The organism is Kribbella sp. NPDC050241 (assembly GCF_044459685.1).
Lineage (GTDB): Bacteria > Actinomycetota > Actinomycetes > Propionibacteriales > Kribbellaceae > Kribbella.
In genome coordinates, this window is the sequence record NZ_JBITJE010000012.1 from 175,271 (window position 1) to 193,270 (window position 18,000).

17 protein-coding genes are annotated in these 18,000 nt (G+C 67.8%); 11 read left to right on the forward strand and 6 right to left on the reverse strand.

Annotation, left to right across the window (positions count from 1 at the left end; translation table 11 throughout):
- Positions 1 to 3: 3 nt before the first annotated feature.
- On the forward strand, positions 4 to 504 hold the full coding sequence (locus ACIBG5_RS37315) for a GNAT family N-acetyltransferase (RefSeq protein WP_396396459.1): 501 nt from the start codon (positions 4 to 6) through the stop codon (positions 502 to 504).
- A 59-nt stretch (positions 505 to 563) separates the two neighbouring features.
- Here the strand turns inward: ACIBG5_RS37315 and ACIBG5_RS37320 are convergent, their stop codons facing one another.
- Complete coding sequence (locus tag ACIBG5_RS37320) at positions 564 to 2,039, reverse strand: M28 family peptidase (protein ID WP_396396461.1); 1,476 nt, start codon at positions 2,037 to 2,039, stop codon at positions 564 to 566.
- Positions 2,040 to 2,190: 151 nt separating this feature from the next.
- Here ACIBG5_RS37320 and ACIBG5_RS37325 point away from each other — a divergent pair, with 151 nt between their 5' ends.
- From ACIBG5_RS37325 to ACIBG5_RS37335, 3 genes are all read left to right on the forward strand, one after another.
- Positions 2,191 to 2,979: a DinB family protein gene (locus tag ACIBG5_RS37325; RefSeq protein ID WP_396396462.1), complete on the forward strand. Its 789-nt coding sequence runs from the start codon at positions 2,191 to 2,193 to the stop codon at positions 2,977 to 2,979.
- 63 nt (positions 2,980 to 3,042) lie between these two features.
- Entirely contained in the window at positions 3,043 to 3,927 is an 885-nt protein-coding gene (locus ACIBG5_RS37330) for an SDR family oxidoreductase (RefSeq protein WP_396396464.1), read from the forward strand.
- Between the two features lie 105 nt (positions 3,928 to 4,032).
- Positions 4,033 to 4,773 (forward strand): hypothetical protein, encoded by a 741-nt coding sequence (locus ACIBG5_RS37335; RefSeq protein WP_396396466.1) that lies wholly within the window; start codon positions 4,033 to 4,035, stop codon positions 4,771 to 4,773.
- Here ACIBG5_RS37335 and ACIBG5_RS37340 read toward each other — a convergent pair.
- On the reverse strand, positions 4,770 to 6,158 hold the full coding sequence (locus ACIBG5_RS37340) for an FAD-binding oxidoreductase (protein WP_396396468.1): 1,389 nt from the start codon (positions 6,156 to 6,158) through the stop codon (positions 4,770 to 4,772). The genes ACIBG5_RS37335 and ACIBG5_RS37340 overlap by 4 nt on opposite strands.
- 115 nt (positions 6,159 to 6,273) lie before the next feature.
- On the opposite strand from ACIBG5_RS37340, the gene ACIBG5_RS37345 reads away from it, so the two are divergent.
- Entirely contained in the window at positions 6,274 to 7,524 is a 1,251-nt protein-coding gene (locus tag ACIBG5_RS37345; RefSeq protein ID WP_396396470.1) for a lactate racemase domain-containing protein, read from the forward strand.
- A 92-nt stretch (positions 7,525 to 7,616) separates the two neighbouring features.
- The gene (locus tag ACIBG5_RS37350; RefSeq protein WP_396396471.1) at positions 7,617 to 9,068 is read left to right on the forward strand and encodes a flavin-containing monooxygenase; all 1,452 of its coding nucleotides are present in this window, start codon (positions 7,617 to 7,619) and stop codon (positions 9,066 to 9,068) included.
- A 260-nt stretch (positions 9,069 to 9,328) separates the two neighbouring features.
- Here the strand turns inward: ACIBG5_RS37350 and ACIBG5_RS37355 are convergent, their stop codons facing one another.
- Positions 9,329 to 10,702: a cystathionine beta-synthase gene (locus ACIBG5_RS37355; protein ID WP_396396473.1), complete on the reverse strand. Its 1,374-nt coding sequence runs from the start codon at positions 10,700 to 10,702 to the stop codon at positions 9,329 to 9,331.
- Positions 10,703 to 10,796: 94 nt separating this feature from the next.
- Here ACIBG5_RS37355 and ACIBG5_RS37360 point away from each other — a divergent pair, with 94 nt between their 5' ends.
- Positions 10,797 to 11,825 (forward strand): SGNH/GDSL hydrolase family protein, encoded by a 1,029-nt coding sequence (locus ACIBG5_RS37360; protein ID WP_360441911.1) that lies wholly within the window; start codon positions 10,797 to 10,799, stop codon positions 11,823 to 11,825.
- Between the two features lie 130 nt (positions 11,826 to 11,955).
- Positions 11,956 to 12,186, forward strand: a complete 231-nt coding sequence (locus tag ACIBG5_RS37365; RefSeq protein WP_131363087.1) for a DUF4287 domain-containing protein — start codon at positions 11,956 to 11,958, stop codon at positions 12,184 to 12,186.
- A gap of 75 nt (positions 12,187 to 12,261) precedes the next feature.
- On the opposite strand, the gene ACIBG5_RS37370 is transcribed toward ACIBG5_RS37365, so the two are convergent.
- From ACIBG5_RS37370 to ACIBG5_RS37380, 3 genes are all read right to left on the reverse strand, one after another.
- Positions 12,262 to 13,491, reverse strand: a complete 1,230-nt coding sequence (locus ACIBG5_RS37370; RefSeq protein ID WP_396396475.1) for a VOC family protein — start codon at positions 13,489 to 13,491, stop codon at positions 12,262 to 12,264.
- 117 nt (positions 13,492 to 13,608) lie between these two features.
- A complete protein-coding gene (locus ACIBG5_RS37375; protein WP_396396476.1) occupies positions 13,609 to 14,448 on the reverse strand; it encodes a Bax inhibitor-1/YccA family protein in 840 nt (279 codons plus the stop codon).
- Positions 14,449 to 14,893: 445 nt separating this feature from the next.
- Positions 14,894 to 15,643, reverse strand: coding sequence for a DUF4118 domain-containing protein (locus ACIBG5_RS37380; protein WP_396396478.1), 750 nt, complete (start codon positions 15,641 to 15,643; stop codon positions 14,894 to 14,896).
- 112 nt (positions 15,644 to 15,755) lie between these two features.
- Here ACIBG5_RS37380 and ACIBG5_RS37385 point away from each other — a divergent pair, with 112 nt between their 5' ends.
- From ACIBG5_RS37385 to ACIBG5_RS37395, 3 genes are all read left to right on the forward strand, one after another.
- On the forward strand, positions 15,756 to 16,955 hold the full coding sequence (locus ACIBG5_RS37385) for a GNAT family N-acetyltransferase (RefSeq protein ID WP_396396479.1): 1,200 nt from the start codon (positions 15,756 to 15,758) through the stop codon (positions 16,953 to 16,955).
- Positions 16,956 to 16,959: 4 nt separating this feature from the next.
- A complete protein-coding gene (locus ACIBG5_RS37390; RefSeq protein WP_396396480.1) occupies positions 16,960 to 17,334 on the forward strand; it encodes a VOC family protein in 375 nt (124 codons plus the stop codon).
- 161 nt (positions 17,335 to 17,495) lie between these two features.
- The gene (locus ACIBG5_RS37395; protein WP_396396481.1) at positions 17,496 to 17,909 is read left to right on the forward strand and encodes a hypothetical protein; all 414 of its coding nucleotides are present in this window, start codon (positions 17,496 to 17,498) and stop codon (positions 17,907 to 17,909) included.
- Positions 17,910 to 18,000: the final 91 nt, after the last annotated feature.

Here is an 18,000-nt window from a genome sequence, read left to right on the forward strand (position 1 = left end):
GTCATGAGTGGCGGGTATGGGATCCGGGTTCTGCGGGACGGGGATCCGGTGGTTATTTCGGGGGCGTTCACGGCTATCGGGTGGGACAAGCCGGTTGAGCAGTACGAGAAGTATTTGGCCGAGCAGGCGGCTGGGGTGCGGGATGTGTTGGTGGCGACGGTTGACGAGGATTTCGTCGGTTACTTGACGGTGCGGTGGGAGTCGGCGTACTTCGACGGGTTGCCGGAGATCCAGGACTTCAACGTGCTGCCGCCGTACCGGCGCCGTGGGATCGGCAGCGGGCTGATGGACGCAGCGGAGGCGTTGGTGGCCCAACGATCCGAGATGGTCGGGATCGGCGTCGGTCTGTACGCCGACTACGGCCAAGCCCAGCGCATGTACGTCCGCCGCGGCTACCTCCCCGATGGCCGAGGCCTCATGTACGACAACCAACCAGTTGCCCCCGGCAACACAGTACGACTGGACGACGAAGCCACCCTGATGTTCACCAAGTCACTGGCCTGACCCCTTGAGGGGTGCGTCTCCACCCCGCATCGGGGGCGGGGTGGAGACGCGGCCGGGGGTTAGTCGGGGATGGTGGTCAGGTTGAAGGCGTAGCGGGCGGTGGAGTCGGCGATGGCGTCGGAGTTGACGTCCAGGGCGGTGGCGTTCACGTTGGCGAGGGTGTCGCAGGCCTGGTGGTAGCAGATGTCGTACGCGACTCCCGGCGTACCGCCGAACAGGGTTGCTTCCTCAGGTGTCTTCTCGCCTTCGGCGCCGGTGAAGATGCCGCCGGCGGGGATGCCTGCCGCGATGAACGGGCCGTAGTCGGAGCGACCGTCGAAGTCGGTGCCGACGTGACCGAGGCCGCGGCTGTTGAAGAACGTCTCCAGCCGGTTCTCGATCTGGGCCGAGCCGGCCGGCCCGGCCGGCGCGCCGACCGCGTCGGAGTCGTCGCCGTCGTACAGCTTGTAGGCGAAGTTCGGCGAGGCGATCATGTCGAAGTTGAGGTACAGCCGGATCCGGTCCCGATCCGCCGCGGACAGCTTCGCGACGTACTGATCGGACCCGAGCAGCCCGAGCTCCTCGGCGGCCCAGAACGCGAACCGGACCTTGTTCTTCACGGGGACCTTCGCGAGTTGCAGCGCGGTCTCCAGGATCGCAGCCGCACCCGAGCCGTTGTCGTTGATCCCTGGGCCTTCCGGCACGCTGTCGAGGTGAGCGCCGACCATGACCACGTTGTTCGGATCGCCCTTCTCGGTTTCGGCGATCACGTTGTAGTCGGTGCCGAGTTGCAGGTTCGCATCGACCTTCAGATGAACGACCGCGCCCGGGCTCGCGGCCAGCTCGGTGCCGACGGAGAAGTCGGCGTACACCATCGGGATGCCGAGTCGCCACTCACCGAGGTCGAGCGGTCCCGCATCCGTGCGGCCCGGCTGGCCCTCGTTGAAGACGATGATCGCCGTGGCCCCGGCATCGCGAGCGTTCTGCACCTTGGTGATGAACGGGCACGTGCCGCGCTGGACCAGCGCGATCCGGCCGGCCACGAAGCCGGCGAAGTCCGACGTCTCGCATCCACTCGTCGATGTCGGGGTGGGTGTCGGCGGCAGGACCAGGTCCACGGCCTGGATCTGCGCCGTCACGTCACCGGACGGCGACGGCTGGAAGGTGAAGAACTGCTCGTTCGGTACGTACGTCTGACCGCCCGTCACCGCGAGCGTCGGCGGGCTGTTCTCCGTCCAGCTCTCGACGAAGTTGGCCGGATCGAGTGTGACCTTGTACCCCGCGGCCCGGAGCTGGAGTGCGACGTACGCAACCGAGCGGTCGTACCCCTCGGTCCCGGCCGCACGGGTTCCGCCGGACGCGTTGGCGATCGCCTGCAACGCGTCGAGGTGCTTCTTGACGTTCTTGCCGTCGACTTTCTTGACCAACTGTGTGGCGTAGTGCTCGTCGTTCGGTGCGGCGCTCGCCGGTGCCTGCTGCCCGGCGACCAGAGCGAGCACAACGGCAACGCCGATGGCGCCACGACGACGGTAGGAATGATGACGGAAAACACTCATAGCTCCCCCACGAAGCGGATAGACCAGTCCCCCAGGTCCCACGCTGCTCGCAATCTAACCCGGCCGATCAGACGCGACCAGAGGTCGCGAGTGGCTTGTTTTTCTTGGGGTTCCGGAAGAAGGGTGTCCGGAATGTGTTTTAGCTTGAAATATGGAAAACGTGGATGCGATCGAGCGGGCTGATTTGCGCGGTGTGGTGGTTCGGGATGTTGATTTGCGCGGCGCCCGGTTCGAGCGGGTGAAGCTGCGTGGTGCGGTGATGCGTGGGATGGATCTCGGGCAGGTGCGGATCGACGGTGACATCGAGGGTCTGGTGATCAACGGTGTCGAGGTTGAGGCCCCTGTGTCCGCCGAGTTGGACCGGCGGTACCCCGATCGCGTGAAGATGCGGCCGACCGACGTACCCGGGTTCCGGGAGGCGTGGGATGTGGTCGAGCGGCTGTGGGACGGGACGGACGAGCGGGCGCGGAAGCTGCCGCCCGAGTTGCTGCACGAGAGTGTGGACGGGGAGTGGTCGTTCATCCAGACGCTGCGGCACCTCGCGTTTGCCACGGATGCGTGGATCTGCCGCGTGATCCTGGGCGACCCCGCGCCGTGGCATCCGCTGGATCTGCCGTTCGACGAGATGAGCGAAACACCCGGTGTTCCGTGGGATCGCGACGTACGCCCGTCCCTCGAGGACGTCCTGCAGTTGCGCCGGGACCGGATGGCTGTCGTACGCCGGTACGTCGACGACCTCACCGAGGACGCCCTGAACGCCGACACCACCCCCGTCCCCGGCCCCGGCTGGCCGCCGCCGGACAACTACTCGATCCGCGAGATCCTCCTGTTGCTCCTCAACGAGGAATGGCAACACCGCCTGTACGCCGAACGCGACCTCGCCACCCTCGAGTCCACCCAGTACCTAGTTGCCGACCACAACCTCCGTGATCCCTCCTGAGCCGGGTTGAGGGGTTGCGTCGGTGGGGGTTGGGGGTCACCTTCGAGGTAGGGGGTGGGTTTGATGATGCTGGTGGTGGGTGGGACGGGTGAGTTGGGTGGGCGGGTTGTCCGGCTGTTGCTGGGGGCTGGGCAGGAGGTGGTGTGCCTGGTGCGGCCGCAGTCGGACGGGAGTCGGCTGGAAGAGGCTGGGGCGAAGGTGGTTCGGGGGGATCTGACGGACAGCGCGAGTCTGCAGAAGGCGTGTGAGGGGGTCAGCACGGTTGTCGCCACCGCGACTGCGATTGCTCGGCTGTTGGCGCGCGTACCTGGGCCGTCGTTGCACGAAGTCGACGAGGTGGGGATGGTTGCCCTGGTCGACGCGGCCGAAGCAGCCGGTGTAGATCGATTTGTCTACGTTTCGTATGCCGGTGTCGAGGCGGGCCTCGGTCTACCGCTCGAGCGCGCCAAGCTGGCTGTCGAACAGCGACTGAAGGCCTCGAGCATGCGGGCCGTCATCGTGCGGCCGGATGCCTTCCACGAGATTCATCTGGCACCACCGGGCCGCTTCGACATCGCCAACGGCAAGGTGTCGACCATCGGGAAGGGCGACGCCAAGCAGCGATGGGTGAGCACAGACGACGTCGCGGCTCTCGTCGTGGCCGTGGCGGTCGAGTCCGATCCGCCCGAGCTGATCGAATTCGGCGGACCGGAGGCGCTCAGCCGGAACGAAGCAGTCGCAATCGCCGAGCAGTTCACCGGCCGGCGCCTGAAGGTGCAGCACATGCCGCGGTCCGTCGTCCGCGTGATGGTTCGCATCCTCAGCCGCACCAACGACGGGATGGCGTCGGCGTTGGGTGTCGGCCTGCTCCAGGACCTGCACGACGCTCCCTGGGACGACGAACCGTTGCGCAGCCGGGGTATCACGCCACGCTCGACCACCGACTACCTCCGCGACTGCACGAGTTGAGCTAGGTCTCCAGCGCGTCCGCGTGCCGATGGAAGACCTTCCAGCCACCGGCCCACGCGCTCCGGCGAGCGTCAACCATTGCGGGCCGGATGAGAGGGTGGGCGCGTGCAGTGGCTGAGGCGGCAGGCGGGGTTGTTGTTGGGGTTGGGGCTCGTGTGCGGGCTCGGGTGGGCGATCGCGGTGTCGACGGCGATGCCGAGCTGGTTCGATCCGAGCGAGGCGTGTGAGAAGAAGCTCCACGGCGGCAGCACGACCGAGGTGCACACGTCATGGTTCCCGCCGTCGGCCAGCTGTGACTTCGGTGGCGGCGACGTACGCCAGTACATGTCGACGACTCGATCGACGGTGCTGTCGGTTGTCGGCGTACTGATCCTTGTCGTCCTGGTGACCGGTCTCGTGCTGACGATCAAGCGGTTGTCCGGCGAGCCAGGGCCGACCCGGCGTGCGGAGGGGGTCGACCTGCGCCGACGGAGGCGCAACCAGTTGACCTTCGGAGCGTTGGACGTCGCCGTCGCCGTCGCTGTGCTGGTGTTCTTCAACGCGGTCGCGATCGTGCTCGGCGAGATCGTCGGCGGGGTCCTTTTCGTCGTCACCACGATCGCCGGACTGAGCGCACTCTGCACCGCCCTCGATCGGCACATGGGTCCATTGCCCAGTACGGCGCTCGAGAGCCGGCGGCGCGGCACGATCACCGGCGCGACCCTGTTCGGCGTGATCTTCACCGCGACCGCGGTCACCGGCCAGCTACCGTTCTTCCGGCTGTGGGCAGCCCCGCTGGCCGCCATCACGTACGCCGCCGTCGTACACCTCCAGTGGTCCCGGCAGCGCGATCCGGTGGAGGTCTAGTCCGGCCAGCCCGGCTCGATGTTCTGGTTCAGGTGGAAGACGTTCTCGGGGTCGTACTCGCACTTCACCCGGGACAGCCGCTGGTAGTTCGCCTCACCGAATCCGGCGATCACCCGGTTCTGGCCCTCGTTACCGATGAAGTTCAGGTACACGTACCCGGTCGACCACTCCTTCAGGTCGTTGCACAGATCCCGGGCCCAATGGATCCCACGCTCGTCGTCGGCCGGATCCGCCCACAGGCCGAACGGATGGACCACCCAGGCGGCCTGCCGATGCGGCAGCGGCCACTTGTCCGCGGCCCGCAGTACCTCACCACCCCACGGCACGCAGATCTGCTGCGACGGCGACGGGCACGGCATGTCCACGACCCGATCGCACAACGCCTGGATCGCCGGGTCGGGCAGCGACGACAGGTGCTCGGCCGACCAGTAGTTGCGGAACCCGGGCGGATCGTCGAGCGACGACTGCAGCACGTCGTACGGCATCTCCGCGACCATCTGCACTTCCGGTGCCAGCGCGAACATCGGCGCGAGCGCGTCCCGCAGCTCCGGCTCGCCGCCGGCGTAGACCCCGGCCACCGCCACGGTGAGCTTGCCCTGCAGGTGCTGCGGCACGAAGTCCTCGGGCGGCCCGGTCAGATAGATCGCTCCGCCACCAAGCTCCTCCGGTGCCCCCTGCTCGATCAGGTCCCGGTACGCGCGGAACACCGTCGGACCGGCGTCCGCGGGCCACATCAGCAGCCCGAGCGTGACCGCCGGCAACGGCTGGAGCTTGAACGTCATCGACGTCGCGACGCCGAAGTTCCCACCGCCGCCGTGCAACGCCCAGAACAACTCGGTGTTCTTCGTCTCGTCCGCGATGATCAACCGCCCGTCGGCGGTGACCAGCTCGACCGACACCAGCGCGTCGCAGGCCAGACCGAACTTGCGTTCCAGCCATCCCGATCCGCCACCGAGGGTGAGCCCGGCGACACCGGTCGTCGAGACCCGGCCGCCCGTCGTCGCCAGCCAGTACGGCCGGCAGGCCCGGTCGAAGTCACCCCACGTCGCACCGCCGCCCACTCGCGCGAGCCGCGCCTCCGGGTCGATCTGTACGTCGTTCAGCCGGCGCAGGTCGACGACCAGACCGCCCTCGGTGACCCCGGTCCCGGCCACGCCGTGACCACCGCCGCGGACGGCGAGCTCGAGGTCCTGGGCGACGCCGTACCGGACCGCCGCCTGGACGTCGGCCGCGGACTCGCACTGCGCGATCATCGCCGGCCGCTTGTCGATCATCGTGTTGAACACCGTCCGGGCGTCGTCGTACGCCGCGTCCCCGGACCGCAGGACCACTCCCCCGAATCCCTCGGGTCGCGCCCCCGACGGCCGTTCGATCGTGTCGGACATGCTGAATCCCCCTTGCACTTAGCTCCCGCTCCCCCAGGTGCCACCCCGATCGTGCAACGCCACCACCCAGCGGTCAACGGCTGGACCGGGCGTCAGGGCTCGGTAAGGTCGGGGTGTGAGCACAGCGGCGGTGTTCGGTGGAGTGGGCCAGGTCCTGACCGACGACGAGGTGATGAGCTTCGTCGGCGACTCGTTGGCCGGTGCCGGACTTGACGGGCGCAGTGTCTGCGTGATCGTCCCGGACGCCACCCGGAGCTGCCCGCTCCCGTTGCTGATGAAGGCGGTCCACCAGGCGCTCGACGGCCGGGTCAGCAAGCTCACCACCTTGGTTGCCCTGGGCACGCATGCGGAGATGACGCCGGACCAGCTCCGCGACCACCTCGGCGGCGAGTACGACGGCGTACTGAATCACGAGTGGTGGAAACCGGACACATTCGTCGATCTCGGCACGATCAGCGCGGACCGGGTCGGCGAGATCTCCGACGAGATGCTGCGCGACGAGGTCCCGGTCAGACTCAACCGGGCCGTGGTCGAGCACGACGTCGCGCTGGTTGTCGGCCCGGTGTTCCCGCACGAGGTGGTCGGCTTCTCCGGCGGCAACAAGTACTTCTTCCCCGGTGTGGCCGGCCAGGAAGTGATCGACCTGTCGCACTGGCTCGGCGCCCTGATCACCAGCGCGAACATCATCGGTACGCCGGGCATCACGCCGGTGCGGGCGCTGATCGACGAGGCCGCGTCGCTGATCCCGGCCGAGAAGCTCGCACTGTCCGTGGTCGCGCAGTCCGGCACGGACTCCCTGCACGCGATCGCGTTCGGCGACACCGCCTCCTCGTGGCGCGCGGCCGCCGACATCTCCGCCCAGACCCACATCCGCTACCTGGACCAGCCGGTCCGGCGGGTGGTCTCGATGATGCCGGCGAAGTACGCCGACATCTGGACCGCGGCGAAGGGCTTCTACAAGGTCGAGCCGATCGTCGCCGACGGCGGCGAGGTCATCCTGTACGCGCCGCACGTGACCCGGCTGGCCGCGATGCACCCGGAGATCGAGGAGATCGGGTACCACTGCCGCGACTACTTCATCGGCCAGTGGGAGAAGTTCCGCGACCTGCACTGGGGTGTGCTCGCCCACTCGACCCACCTCCGCGGCGCCGGCACCTGGGACCCGGCGACCGGCGAGCACCTCCGCGTCCAGGTCACGCTGGCCACCGGCATCCCGGAGGACGTCGTCCGCGGCGCCAACCTCGGCTACCTGGATCCGGCGAGCGTCGACCTGGCCGCCCTCGAGAACGACCCCGGCACCCTGGTCATCCCGAACGCCGGCGAGATCCTGCACCGGTTGGCGGACGCCAAACACTCATCAACGTGACCGATCGGCCCGGCTCCACGCTCGAGCGCGCCCGCTGACGGCCTTTGATGAGTGCTGGAGGTCCGCATGACTCGCCGGTAACCTTCGTCGGTATGACTGAGGTCGTGATCATCGGGGCCGGGTTCGCCGGGCTGTGTATGGGGATCAAACTGCGGCAGGCCGGATGCGAGGACTTCGTCATCCTCGAGAAGGCCGCCGAACTCGGTGGCACCTGGCGGGACAACACCTATCCCGGCTGCGCCTGCGACATCCCGTCGTACCTCTACTCGTTCTCGTTCGAGCAGAATCCGCACTGGACCCGCATGTTCGCGCCCTGGGACGAGATCCTCGGCTACCTCCGGCACTGCGCGGACAAGTACGGCATCACCCCGAAGATCCGGTACGGCGCCGAGGTGACCGAGGCCGCGTTCGACGAAGCCACCGGTCAGTGGACCGTGACCGTGAACGGCGACGAGACCATCCAGACCCAGGCCCTGGTGACCGGCGTCGGCAGCCTGCACGAACCCGAGCGGCCGGACCTCCCCGGCCTCGATTCCTTCGCCGGTACGACGTTCCACTCGGCGCAGTGGGATCACGGGCACGACCTGCGCGGCCGGAACGTCGCTGCGATCGGGACCGGCGCGTCCGCGATCCAGTTCGTCCCGCGGATCGCCGAGGAGGCCGCTCAGCTGGACGTGTACCAGCGGACCGCACCGTGGGTCATGTCCAAGCCGGACCGCGCGATCGGCCCGCGGGAACGCCGGCTGCACGAACGGTTCCCGGCTGGTCAGCGCGCGATCCGGAACGCCATCTACTGGGGTCTCGAGGGTCGCGGCGCCGGGTTCGCGGGCAACCCGAAGTTGATGAAAGGCCTTGAAATCCAGGCCAAGCGGCATCTCCGCAAGCAGGTGCCCGATCCGGACCTGCGGGCCAGGCTGACCCCGGCGTACCAGATCGGCTGCAAGCGGATCCTCTACTCCAACGACTACTACCCGGCCCTCGGCCGGTCGAACGTGGACCTCGTCACCACCCCGATCACCCGGGTCACCCCGACCGGCGTGGTCACCGCCGACGGGATCGAGCGGCCGTGCGACACGATCGTGCTCGGCACGGGGTTCGACGTGTCGGCGAACCTGATCCGGATGCCGATCCTGGGCAAGGACGGCGTCGACCTGGCCGACCACTGGAAGCGCGACGGGATCGGCGCGCACCTCGGCATCACCGTCGCCGGCTACCCGAACCTGTTCCTGCTGGCCGGCCCGAACACGCTGCTCGGCCACTCCTCGATGGTGTTCATGATCGAGGCCCAGGTCCGCTACGTCATGCAGGCCCTGCACCTGCTCCGCCGCCGCGGAGCGTCGTACGTCGAGGTCCGCGAGGAGGCGCAGGAGCGGTTCGTCAGCGGGATCCAGGGTGAGCTCGGTGAGACGGTCTGGCAGTCCGGCTGCAGCAGTTGGTACCTGGACGCCGCCGGGCGCAACTCGACGATCTGGCCGGAGTTCACGGTGTCGTACTGGCGCCGTACCCGGCGGCTCGATCCGGCCGACTTCGTCCTGGTCCACTAGGGGTTTACCCGCACTCCCGAAGTAGGAGTAGGCAGGCTCTGGCGTACGACCTTGGGATGAAGGCAAGACCGGTCCGAGGGCCGATGTCCGAACGGCCCCGCTGAAGGATCCTTGAGGTATGGAAATTCTTCAGATTGCCGGAGCGGCGGCGATCGTGATCGGCATCGTGGTCACGGTCCTGCTCGCCATCGTGCCCTCGGTCGTGGACCGATAAGTCTCCCCGCTGGGGAGTCAGCCCGCGCGGTCACACCGCGCGGATGTCAGTCGGCGGACAGGTGGACCAGGAGGTCCTGACGGGTCAGGACGCCCACCGGTTTGCCGTCGTCCAGCACCATCAGAGCGTCGCGGTCCTCGAGCAGCTGGACCGCCCGGGTGACCGGTTCGCCGGCGCCCAGGGACGGGAGCGCGGGGTCCATGTGCAGCTCGACCATGTCGGCCAGCCGGGCCTTGCCGGAGTACAGGGCGTCCATCAGCGTCCGCTCCGACACCGACCCGGCGACCTCGGCCGCCATCACCGGTGGCTCCGCCCGGACCACCGGCATCTGCGAGACGCCGTACTCGCGCAGGATCTCGACCGCCTCGGCGATCGTCTCGTGCGGGTGCGTGTGCACCATCGGCGGCAGGCCGCCGTCCTTGCGGGCCAGGATCTCACCGAGCGTGACACCCTGCCGGGTGTGCGCGAGGAACCCGTACTGCGCCAGCCAGTCGTCGTTGAACACCTTCGTCAGGTAGCCGCGGCCGCCGTCCGGCAGCAGGACCACGACGACGGCTTCGGGATCGTCGAGTTCGTGCGCGAGCCGGATCGCGGCCGCCGCGGCCATGCCCGCGGAACCGCCGACCAGCATGGCTTCCTCGCGGGCCAGCCGACGGGTCAGCGCGAACGAGTCCGCGTCCGAGACCTCGATCACCCGGTCGCAGATGTCCCGGTCGTACGTCTCCGGCCAGAAGTCCTCGCCGACACCCTCGACCAGGTACGGCCGGCCGGTGCCACCGGAGTACACCGAGCCCTCCGGGTCCGCGCCGATGATCTGCACCCGGCCGCCGGAGACCTCCTTCAGGTACTTGCCGGTGCCGCTGATCGTGCCGCCGGTGCCGACGCCCGCGACGAAGTGGGTGATCTTTCCCTCGGTCTGCTCCCACAACTCCGGACCGGTGGTCTCGTAATGGGAGCGGGGATTGTTCTGGTTGGCGTACTGGTTCGGCTTCCAGGCTCCGTCGATCTCGCGGACCAGGCGGTCGGAGACGTTGTAGTACGAGTCCGGGTGCTCCGGCGCCACCGCGGTCGGGCAGACCACGACCTCGGCGCCGTACGCCTTCAGTACGTTGCGCTTGTCCTCACTCACCTTGTCCGGGCAGACGAAGACGCACTTGTAGCCCTTCTGCTGGGCGACCATGGCCAGCCCGACCCCGGTGTTGCCGGAGGTCGGCTCCACGATCGTGCCGCCCGGCTTCAGCTCGCCGGAGGCTTCCGCGGCCTCGATCATCCGGACCGCGATCCGGTCCTTCACCGAGCCGCCGGGGTTGAAGTATTCGACCTTCGCCAGCACCAGCGGCTTGGCGCCGTCGGTCGTCCTCCCCAGCTTCACGAGTGGGGTGTTGCCGACCAGGTCCAGGAGTGAGTTCGCGTAGCGCACGTCCTAACTGTAGTGCTCATCCGGCCGGACGAAGTTGGGCGCGTCTTTGCCGTATATCACTTGCTTGTCTGTCACAGCGTGTAATCCTGGAGGTATGACAAGAGCCCGGGCCGCGAAGCGACTGGCCCAGGCCGCAGCCTTCGGTGGCGGGGGACTCGGACTCATCGGTGCCACGTTGTACGGCGTACTGACCGCTGAGGCCGAGTACGCGAAGCGCGTGATCGGGCCGACGCGTTACTACCCCACTCCGGGCGACGGCCTGTATGGCTGGTTTCCAGGACGTCCGATCACCTTCGCCATACTCGGCGACTCCAGTGCTGCCGGGTACGGCACCGAGTCGCCGGACGAGACGCCCGGGGTGATGCTCGCCTCCGGACTCTCCGAACTGGCCAAACGGCCGGTGCGGCTGGTCGACGCGTCGAAGACCGGAGCGAAGTCGACCGACCTCGCCGGGCAGGTGGACACCGCCCTGCAGGCCGGGCCGCATGTCGCGGTCATCCTGATCGGCGTGAACGACGTGAAGGCGAAGATGCCGCCCTCGACGTCGGTCCGGCTGCTCTCGGCCGCGGTCCGCAGGTTGCGGGCCGCGAACTGTGAGGTGGTGGTGGGTACCTGCCCCGACCTGGGTGTGGTCCGGACGATCATGCCGCCGCTGCGGCAGGTCGCCCGGTCCTGGAGTCACCGGCTGGCCGCCGCTCAGACCATCGCAGTGGTCGAGGCAGGCGGCCGAACTGTGTCTTTGGGCTCTCTGCTCGGCGAGGTGTTCCGGACCAACCCGTCGATGTGGGGCCGGGACAACTTCCACCCCTCGGCCACCGGGTACGCCGCCGCGTCCGCCGCGCTGCTGCCGTCAGTCGCAGCCGCGATGGGGGTCGGGCCGGAGTCGTTCGTGCATCCGGAGCCGTTCCGGGGCGAGGCGATCCTGCCGATCGCGGAGGCCGCCGTCCAGGCCGCCCGGACGGCCGGCACCGAAGTCGCCGCGACCGAGGTCGCCGGGCGGGAGCGCGGCCCGCGGGGTCCCTGGGCCTCCTTGCGCCACCGCCGCCGCCACCCGAAGGCCGAGGTCGACCGGGTCGACGAGGACACCACCGAGACGACTGACGCCGTACCGGTCGGAAGCTAACCCTGGCAGGGGCCTGGGACGATTTCGTGCGTCCGCTGAGCGGGGACATTCATGGCGGAAGTCTTGCCTGCGGGTGGCCTCGTGGTGCACAGTCGATAACTACGCGGTACCCCGATGACGGGAGGCGAAGATGGGCTTGAGCCACTCCGAGGAGACGCATCAGCGTCTGGTGGAGAGGGTGCCCAGGTGCACCGGACGTGAGATGACCGAGTGGTTCCAGCTGATGAACGACGGACCGTCGTTCCTGCGCTTCGATGACCGAGTGAGATGGCTCTCCAGCGAGTACGCTCTCGCCCACGGGCACGCAACCGCCATCGTTCACGAGTACGACCTGGTCCGGGCGCACCGGCGAATGAGCTGACCCGAAGGAGAACCTCACAAGACCTGCCCTTTCAGGTGGAAGGGCGGGTCTTCGCCGTTCCCGGGGTGTTCTGGGTCAGACGATGGCCACCTCGTTGCCGTCGGGGTCTGCTAGTCGGTAGTGGTTCGGGGTTCGGGAGATGAGGCGGCCTCCGGTCGAGAGGGCCACGTCAACGCGGGATCGGGCTTGGTCCTGGGGGACGGCCAGCTCGAGGTGGAGGCGGTTGCGCTGGTGGTGGCGGGGCTTGTCGGCTGGGTCCAGTTGCTGGAAGAAGAGGACCGGGTTGAGCCGGCGCGGGTCGAGGATGTCGGTCAGGAACGGCCGGGGATCGTGCTCGTAGCCGAGCAGGGCTGTCCAGAACGCGCGGACTGCTGGTACGTCGACCGCGTCGAAGCCGAGCTGGACGAAACGCAAGCGCGTGGGATCGGCGGAGAGTCCTAACTCGCCGGCCGCCTTCTGGATCCCAGCGGCCAGATCCACGAACGCGGGCCGAGGTGCACCCTCGTCGTCCTCCCACTGATCCTTCCCGCTGTCGATCGTGACGCCGTCCGGGCGTACGTCGACCAGGACCGGCACACCACCGTCGTCCGCCAACCGAGCGACCGCCGTCGCCAGACTTACCGCCTGCTCGGCCGACGTGGTCGGGTAGAACGTCATCCCGCCGAAGTTCGCCAGCCAATCAGTGGTCTCGTTCGAGAGCTCACCACCGGGGACCAGGTCGGCCTCGTTGCCCTCATCGTCGGCGAGCGTGAGCTCGTAGGCGCCGAACGCCTCCTGACCAAGAGCGGCCTTGACCGCATCCACCGCCGCGGGGTCCCGGCCGACGTCGACGTGGATCCGGTTGCGCAGCGGCCGCGGCTCATCCAGGCCGCGGAACGACACGGCCGGATCACGCCGCAGCGGATCCCGGAGACCGTCGGCACCGACCGGCTCATAAGCCAGCGTGGTCTGCCAGAAGGCCTTCACCGACGGTGTGTCTGCGGCATCGATCACCAGGCGCATGATCTGCAACGCCGCCGGATCCGCCGCCAGCCCCAGCTCGCGAGCCGCCGCCGAAACCTCACTGGCCAACTCCACGTCGGCCCCGGTCAGATCCGCCGACGGCCTGCCGATCCGCACCCGCACACCACTGGCGCGCAGATCCACCTCCGGGAGACCGCCACCGCCCGTCAGGGCCGCGATCCGGGCGAGCAGCGCCGCACCCACGCTCAGCGATGGCGCGTCGTACCAAGCACTCGCCCCACCATCAACCACCCGCCAGTCGGCCTGCTCGAACTCGGCGGCGGTCACTTGCTCCTCGGTCATGGCCCAAGGCTAGAACCACATCCGGACGTTTCCTGTCCGGATTCCCGAACTGCTCGAGAAAGGCCGAAGGGCCGGTCCACCTGGGCCGGCCCTTCGGATGTCGTGGTGAGCGTCGGGTCAGTCGCCGCCGCGCAGGATCGCGAGGATGCGGAGCAGGTTCCAGTACAGCCAGACCAGGGTGACGGTCAGGCCGAACGCGGCCCGCCAGGCCTCGCTCTGCGGGGCGCCATGACGGACACCCTGCTCGATCATGTCGAAGTCGAGGATCAGGTTGAAGACCGCCAGCCCGGCACCGAGCGCGGCGAACACCAGGCCCATCACGCCGAAGCCGCCGATCCCGGAGTTGAAGCCGAACAGGCTCGCGATCAGGTTGATGACCAGTACGCCGGCGAAGCCCATCGTCGCCAGGATCACCATCTTGGTGAACCGTGGCGTGACCTTGATCTGGAAGTACTTGTACGTCGCCAGCGTCAGCGCGGCCGTCACGAGCGTGGCCAGCACCGCCTGCACGATGATGCCGGAGTCGCCGACCCAGTTCGCGATGAACTTGCTGCCGATCCCGAGGAACACACCCTCGGCCGCGGCGTACAGCATCACCAGCACCGGGTTGACCCGGCGCGAGAAGGACAGCACCATCGCCAGCGCGAACGCGACCAGGGCACCGGCCAGGAACGCCGGGGTGACCACGCTGACCGGGATGACGTTCCAGGAAATCGCGGCGACGACCGAGACGACACCCAAGGTGGCGGCGGTCCGGACGATCACGTCGTCCATCGTCATGGGGCGGCTGTCGGCCGGCGCGCCTTGGTACTGCTGGGGCGGCATACCGGGACCGCCGTACTGGCCCGGCTGCTGGTTGGGACCCGGCTGACCGTACGGAGCTGCCCCGGGATAGGCCTGGCCTTGGCCAGGCGCGAACGCACTCGACCGGTTCAGGACCGGGTTACTGCTCTGCATGTCTGTCAATCCTCCTGGTGACCCACATCCGGGGCCGTAGCGAGATACTACGGTCCCACCCTTAACAACATCTGAGAATCACTCGTCTGTTCCCCAACCGAAATCCCCGCTGGGCAAACGGTTGCACAACTCAATCGCTCCGCGATGCAACCCGCGGAAACGCCGCCTGCAACCTCAGGTCTGAGGCTCAGCACCGGACCGCCGACCCCTCGCTGGGTGAGGGCGACGTACGTCCCCCCGCTTGCTCGTCCAGTTGATCGATGGCATCGGGTGTCCGACTGCTGTCTCCAGCTCCCCCACCCGGAGGGTGATCTCCTGATCATTCACGTCCGGATCATGGCGGAAGTCGGGCGAATCGGCCAGACGCGGCTCGGCGTCGTACCTGTATGGGCAGGTACGACGCTTTGCCGGTGGCCACCCGGGACGTCGTGCTCCCGCAGGCCGATCAGAGGTGCGGGTGGAGGGGTTCCTGGGTGGAGAGGGCGGCGCCGACCTGGTCGGCCAGGGCCACCGCGACGAGGCGCTGCTCGAGATCGGGGCGGGCGATCCGGGCGGCGGCGGTGAGCAGGAAGCGGCCGCGGGTCGCGCCGGCGTGGTGGACGGAGAGCTCGATCTCGGAGTTGGTCGGCAGGCCGTCACGTTCGACCTTGAGCACATGTCCGCCGCGTGTCACCGTCCCGTCGGCGTTCAGCTGTGGCGCCGCGGTCTGCTTGTCCCCGGCAACGAACTTGGCTCCGTCGATCCCCAGTATGGCGGTCAGTTCCGCCCGCACGTGGTCGATCAAGTCGTCGGCGGACCCGCCACTCGCAACGGCCTGGGACGTCGTGATCACACCGTCGAGGTAGCCGCGGTGCCGCGACGCCCGGGCTTGTTGCCGACGGCCCCAGATCGCGATCTCGCTGACCAGGACACCGATCAGGACCAGCAGGATCGTGGTCTCGACGTCGTCGCGACTGTCGATGGTGAACGTGTTGTAAGGCACGGTCAGGAAGAAGTCGAACCACACCGCGCTCGACACCGCGGCCAGTACGCCGGCGAGCCGGATTCCGAAGGCGGCGACTGCCACGATCACCACAGCCAGCAACAGTGCGGCGTTGGCGTTGTCGAAGCTGTCGCGGAACGGCGTCAGCAGTGCGCAGACAGCAGGTGGCGCGAGCAGCGAGGCCGCCAGCACGGGATTGCGGTAACTCTCCACACCTCTATTGATGCTCGCCGTACCCGCCCGATCAACACTTCTCACAGACGTCTATCAGAATCGGATGAAATCCGGTGGCCGATCGGAAGCGCCGGACCTAGGTTGGTTTGCCATGGCGTATCGGATTCGGCCGGCCACACCGGCAGATTTTGAGTTCCTGACCGACGTGGTGCTCGAGGCGACTCGGGCGCAAGGGCGGTTGCCTGCGGATTTCGACGAGGCTGTGTGGCGGGCAGGATTCGCCGGGTGGTCCGTCGAGCAGGCCGAGGGGCCGTCGGCTTTGTGCGTGGTCGAGGTCGACGGGCGTTCCGCGGGCCGGCTGCGGGTGAGCCGGACGCCGGAAGCCGTTGAGTTGAACGGGATCCAGCTCCATCCGTCGGTGCAGAACCGCGGCATCGGCACGTCGATCATCGCGGAACTGCAGTCCGAGGCGGGGGCTCGCGGCGTACCGCTGGAGCTGCATGTCGAGCGGAACAACCCGGACGCTCGGCGCCTGTACGACCGGCTCGGCTTCACGAAGGTCGCGGAGGACGGCGGGGAGGACGTGATGCGGTGGTCGAAGGAATCGCATCAGAACCAGTTGTGGAACGCGGATGTAGCGCAGCGGTACGACACCCCGGGGACGGGGATGTTCGCCGATTCGGTGCTGGGGCCGACGGTGGATCGGCTGGCCGAGCTCGCGGGTGATGGGCGGGCGCTGGAGTTGGCGATCGGCACCGGCCGGGTCGCCATTCCGCTGGCGGAGCGCGGCGTACCGGTGAGTGGGATCGAGTTGTCCACCGCGATGATCGAGCAGCTCCGGACCAAGGCCGATGAGGACACCATCCCGGTCGTCGCCGGCGACATGTCCGCCGTACGGGTGCCCGGTGAGTTCACGCTCGTCTACCTCGTCTTCAACACGATCGCGAATCTGCTGACGCAGGAGGAGCAGGTCGCCTGCTTCCGCAACGCCGCCCGCCACCTCACCCCTGGTGGTCACTTCGTGATCGAACTGTGGGTCCCCGAACTTCGCCGTCTCCCACCCGGAACGCCCGCCACCGTCGGCGTGGCCGAGTCCCGCTACATCCTCCTCGACACGTACGACGTACTGAAACAGCACGTCGTATCCCACCACTTCCACTTCGCCGAAGGCAGCACCCAGGCCGAACTGTTCCGGACCCCACACCGCTACATCTGGCCGGCCGAACTCGACCTGATGGCTCAACTGGCCGGATTCACCCTCGAATCCCGCCACGCCGACTGGGCCGGCTCCGCGTTCACCGCCGACTCGCCCAGCCACGTATCCGTCTATCGCCTGCTCAGTGGAGACTGAGCCCATGTCCGCCGACCCGCTGTTCACCCGACTGGCGCCCGTACTGAACGTGTCCGACCTCGCCGCCGAACGGGAGTTCTACGAGAAACTCGGCCTGCCGGTCATCTACGAGGGCGAGGAGTACCCGGACTTCATCGCCTTCGGCACCGACACGATCCACTTCGGCATCCAGCAGGCGAGCAGCGACAACGACCCACCCAGCGTCCTCACCTGGCAGATCGCCGTCTCCGACATCGACGCCGCCGCCGACCGCTGCACAGCAGCCGGCCTCCAGTACGAACTCGAAGTCAACGAACCCACCCCCACCTGGAAATACCGCCGTCTCCTCCTCCAAACCCCCAGCGGCTACCGCCTGGCCCTCGAAGGCGAGTCCGAGTAGCAGTCATCAACCGGTTCGTTGGCCGCCGCCTGCACGTAGGAGCCAAGATCAACGACAACGACTACGCAATCTTCCTGAACGGTGGATTTGGAGCCGGCAAATCATCAACCCTTGACCATGTCGGGGATCTGCTCGCGAAAGCAGGTACGCCCTTCAGCCTGATGGACGTTGACTGGTTCCACCGCTCCTGGCCGCCTGCCGATCCGGACAATGCTCTGGTCGAGGCTCACAACATCGCCGCAGTCTGGAAGTGCTATCAGTCTGTGGGCCCGCGCCAGTTGGTCATGTGTGGGGTGATCTCGACCGCCGCTGATCGAGAGCGCTACGCAGCCGCAGTCGAACGCCGAATTCGCATGGTTCGTCTCACCGCCGATGCCGGCATCATCAGGAAACGACTGCGAGGCCGCTACAGCGCAAGCCAGCAAACGGCGCTGGAGTGGCATCTGGAGCGCTGCGATGAGGTCGCCGCCCGCCTCGATGCCGCGGATCTGGACGAGTTGGTCATAGACACGAGCACGCTTGGGCCGGACGAGGTCGCTGAGCGCATCCTGCGCCACTTCGGTCTGCTCCCCTAGTGCCGCGCGTCTGAGGTCTTCTGACGGTTGGCTTTCTTGAGGATCTGGTCGGCGGTCTTGGTCCAGGCGAACGGGTGTGATCGGTCGTTCC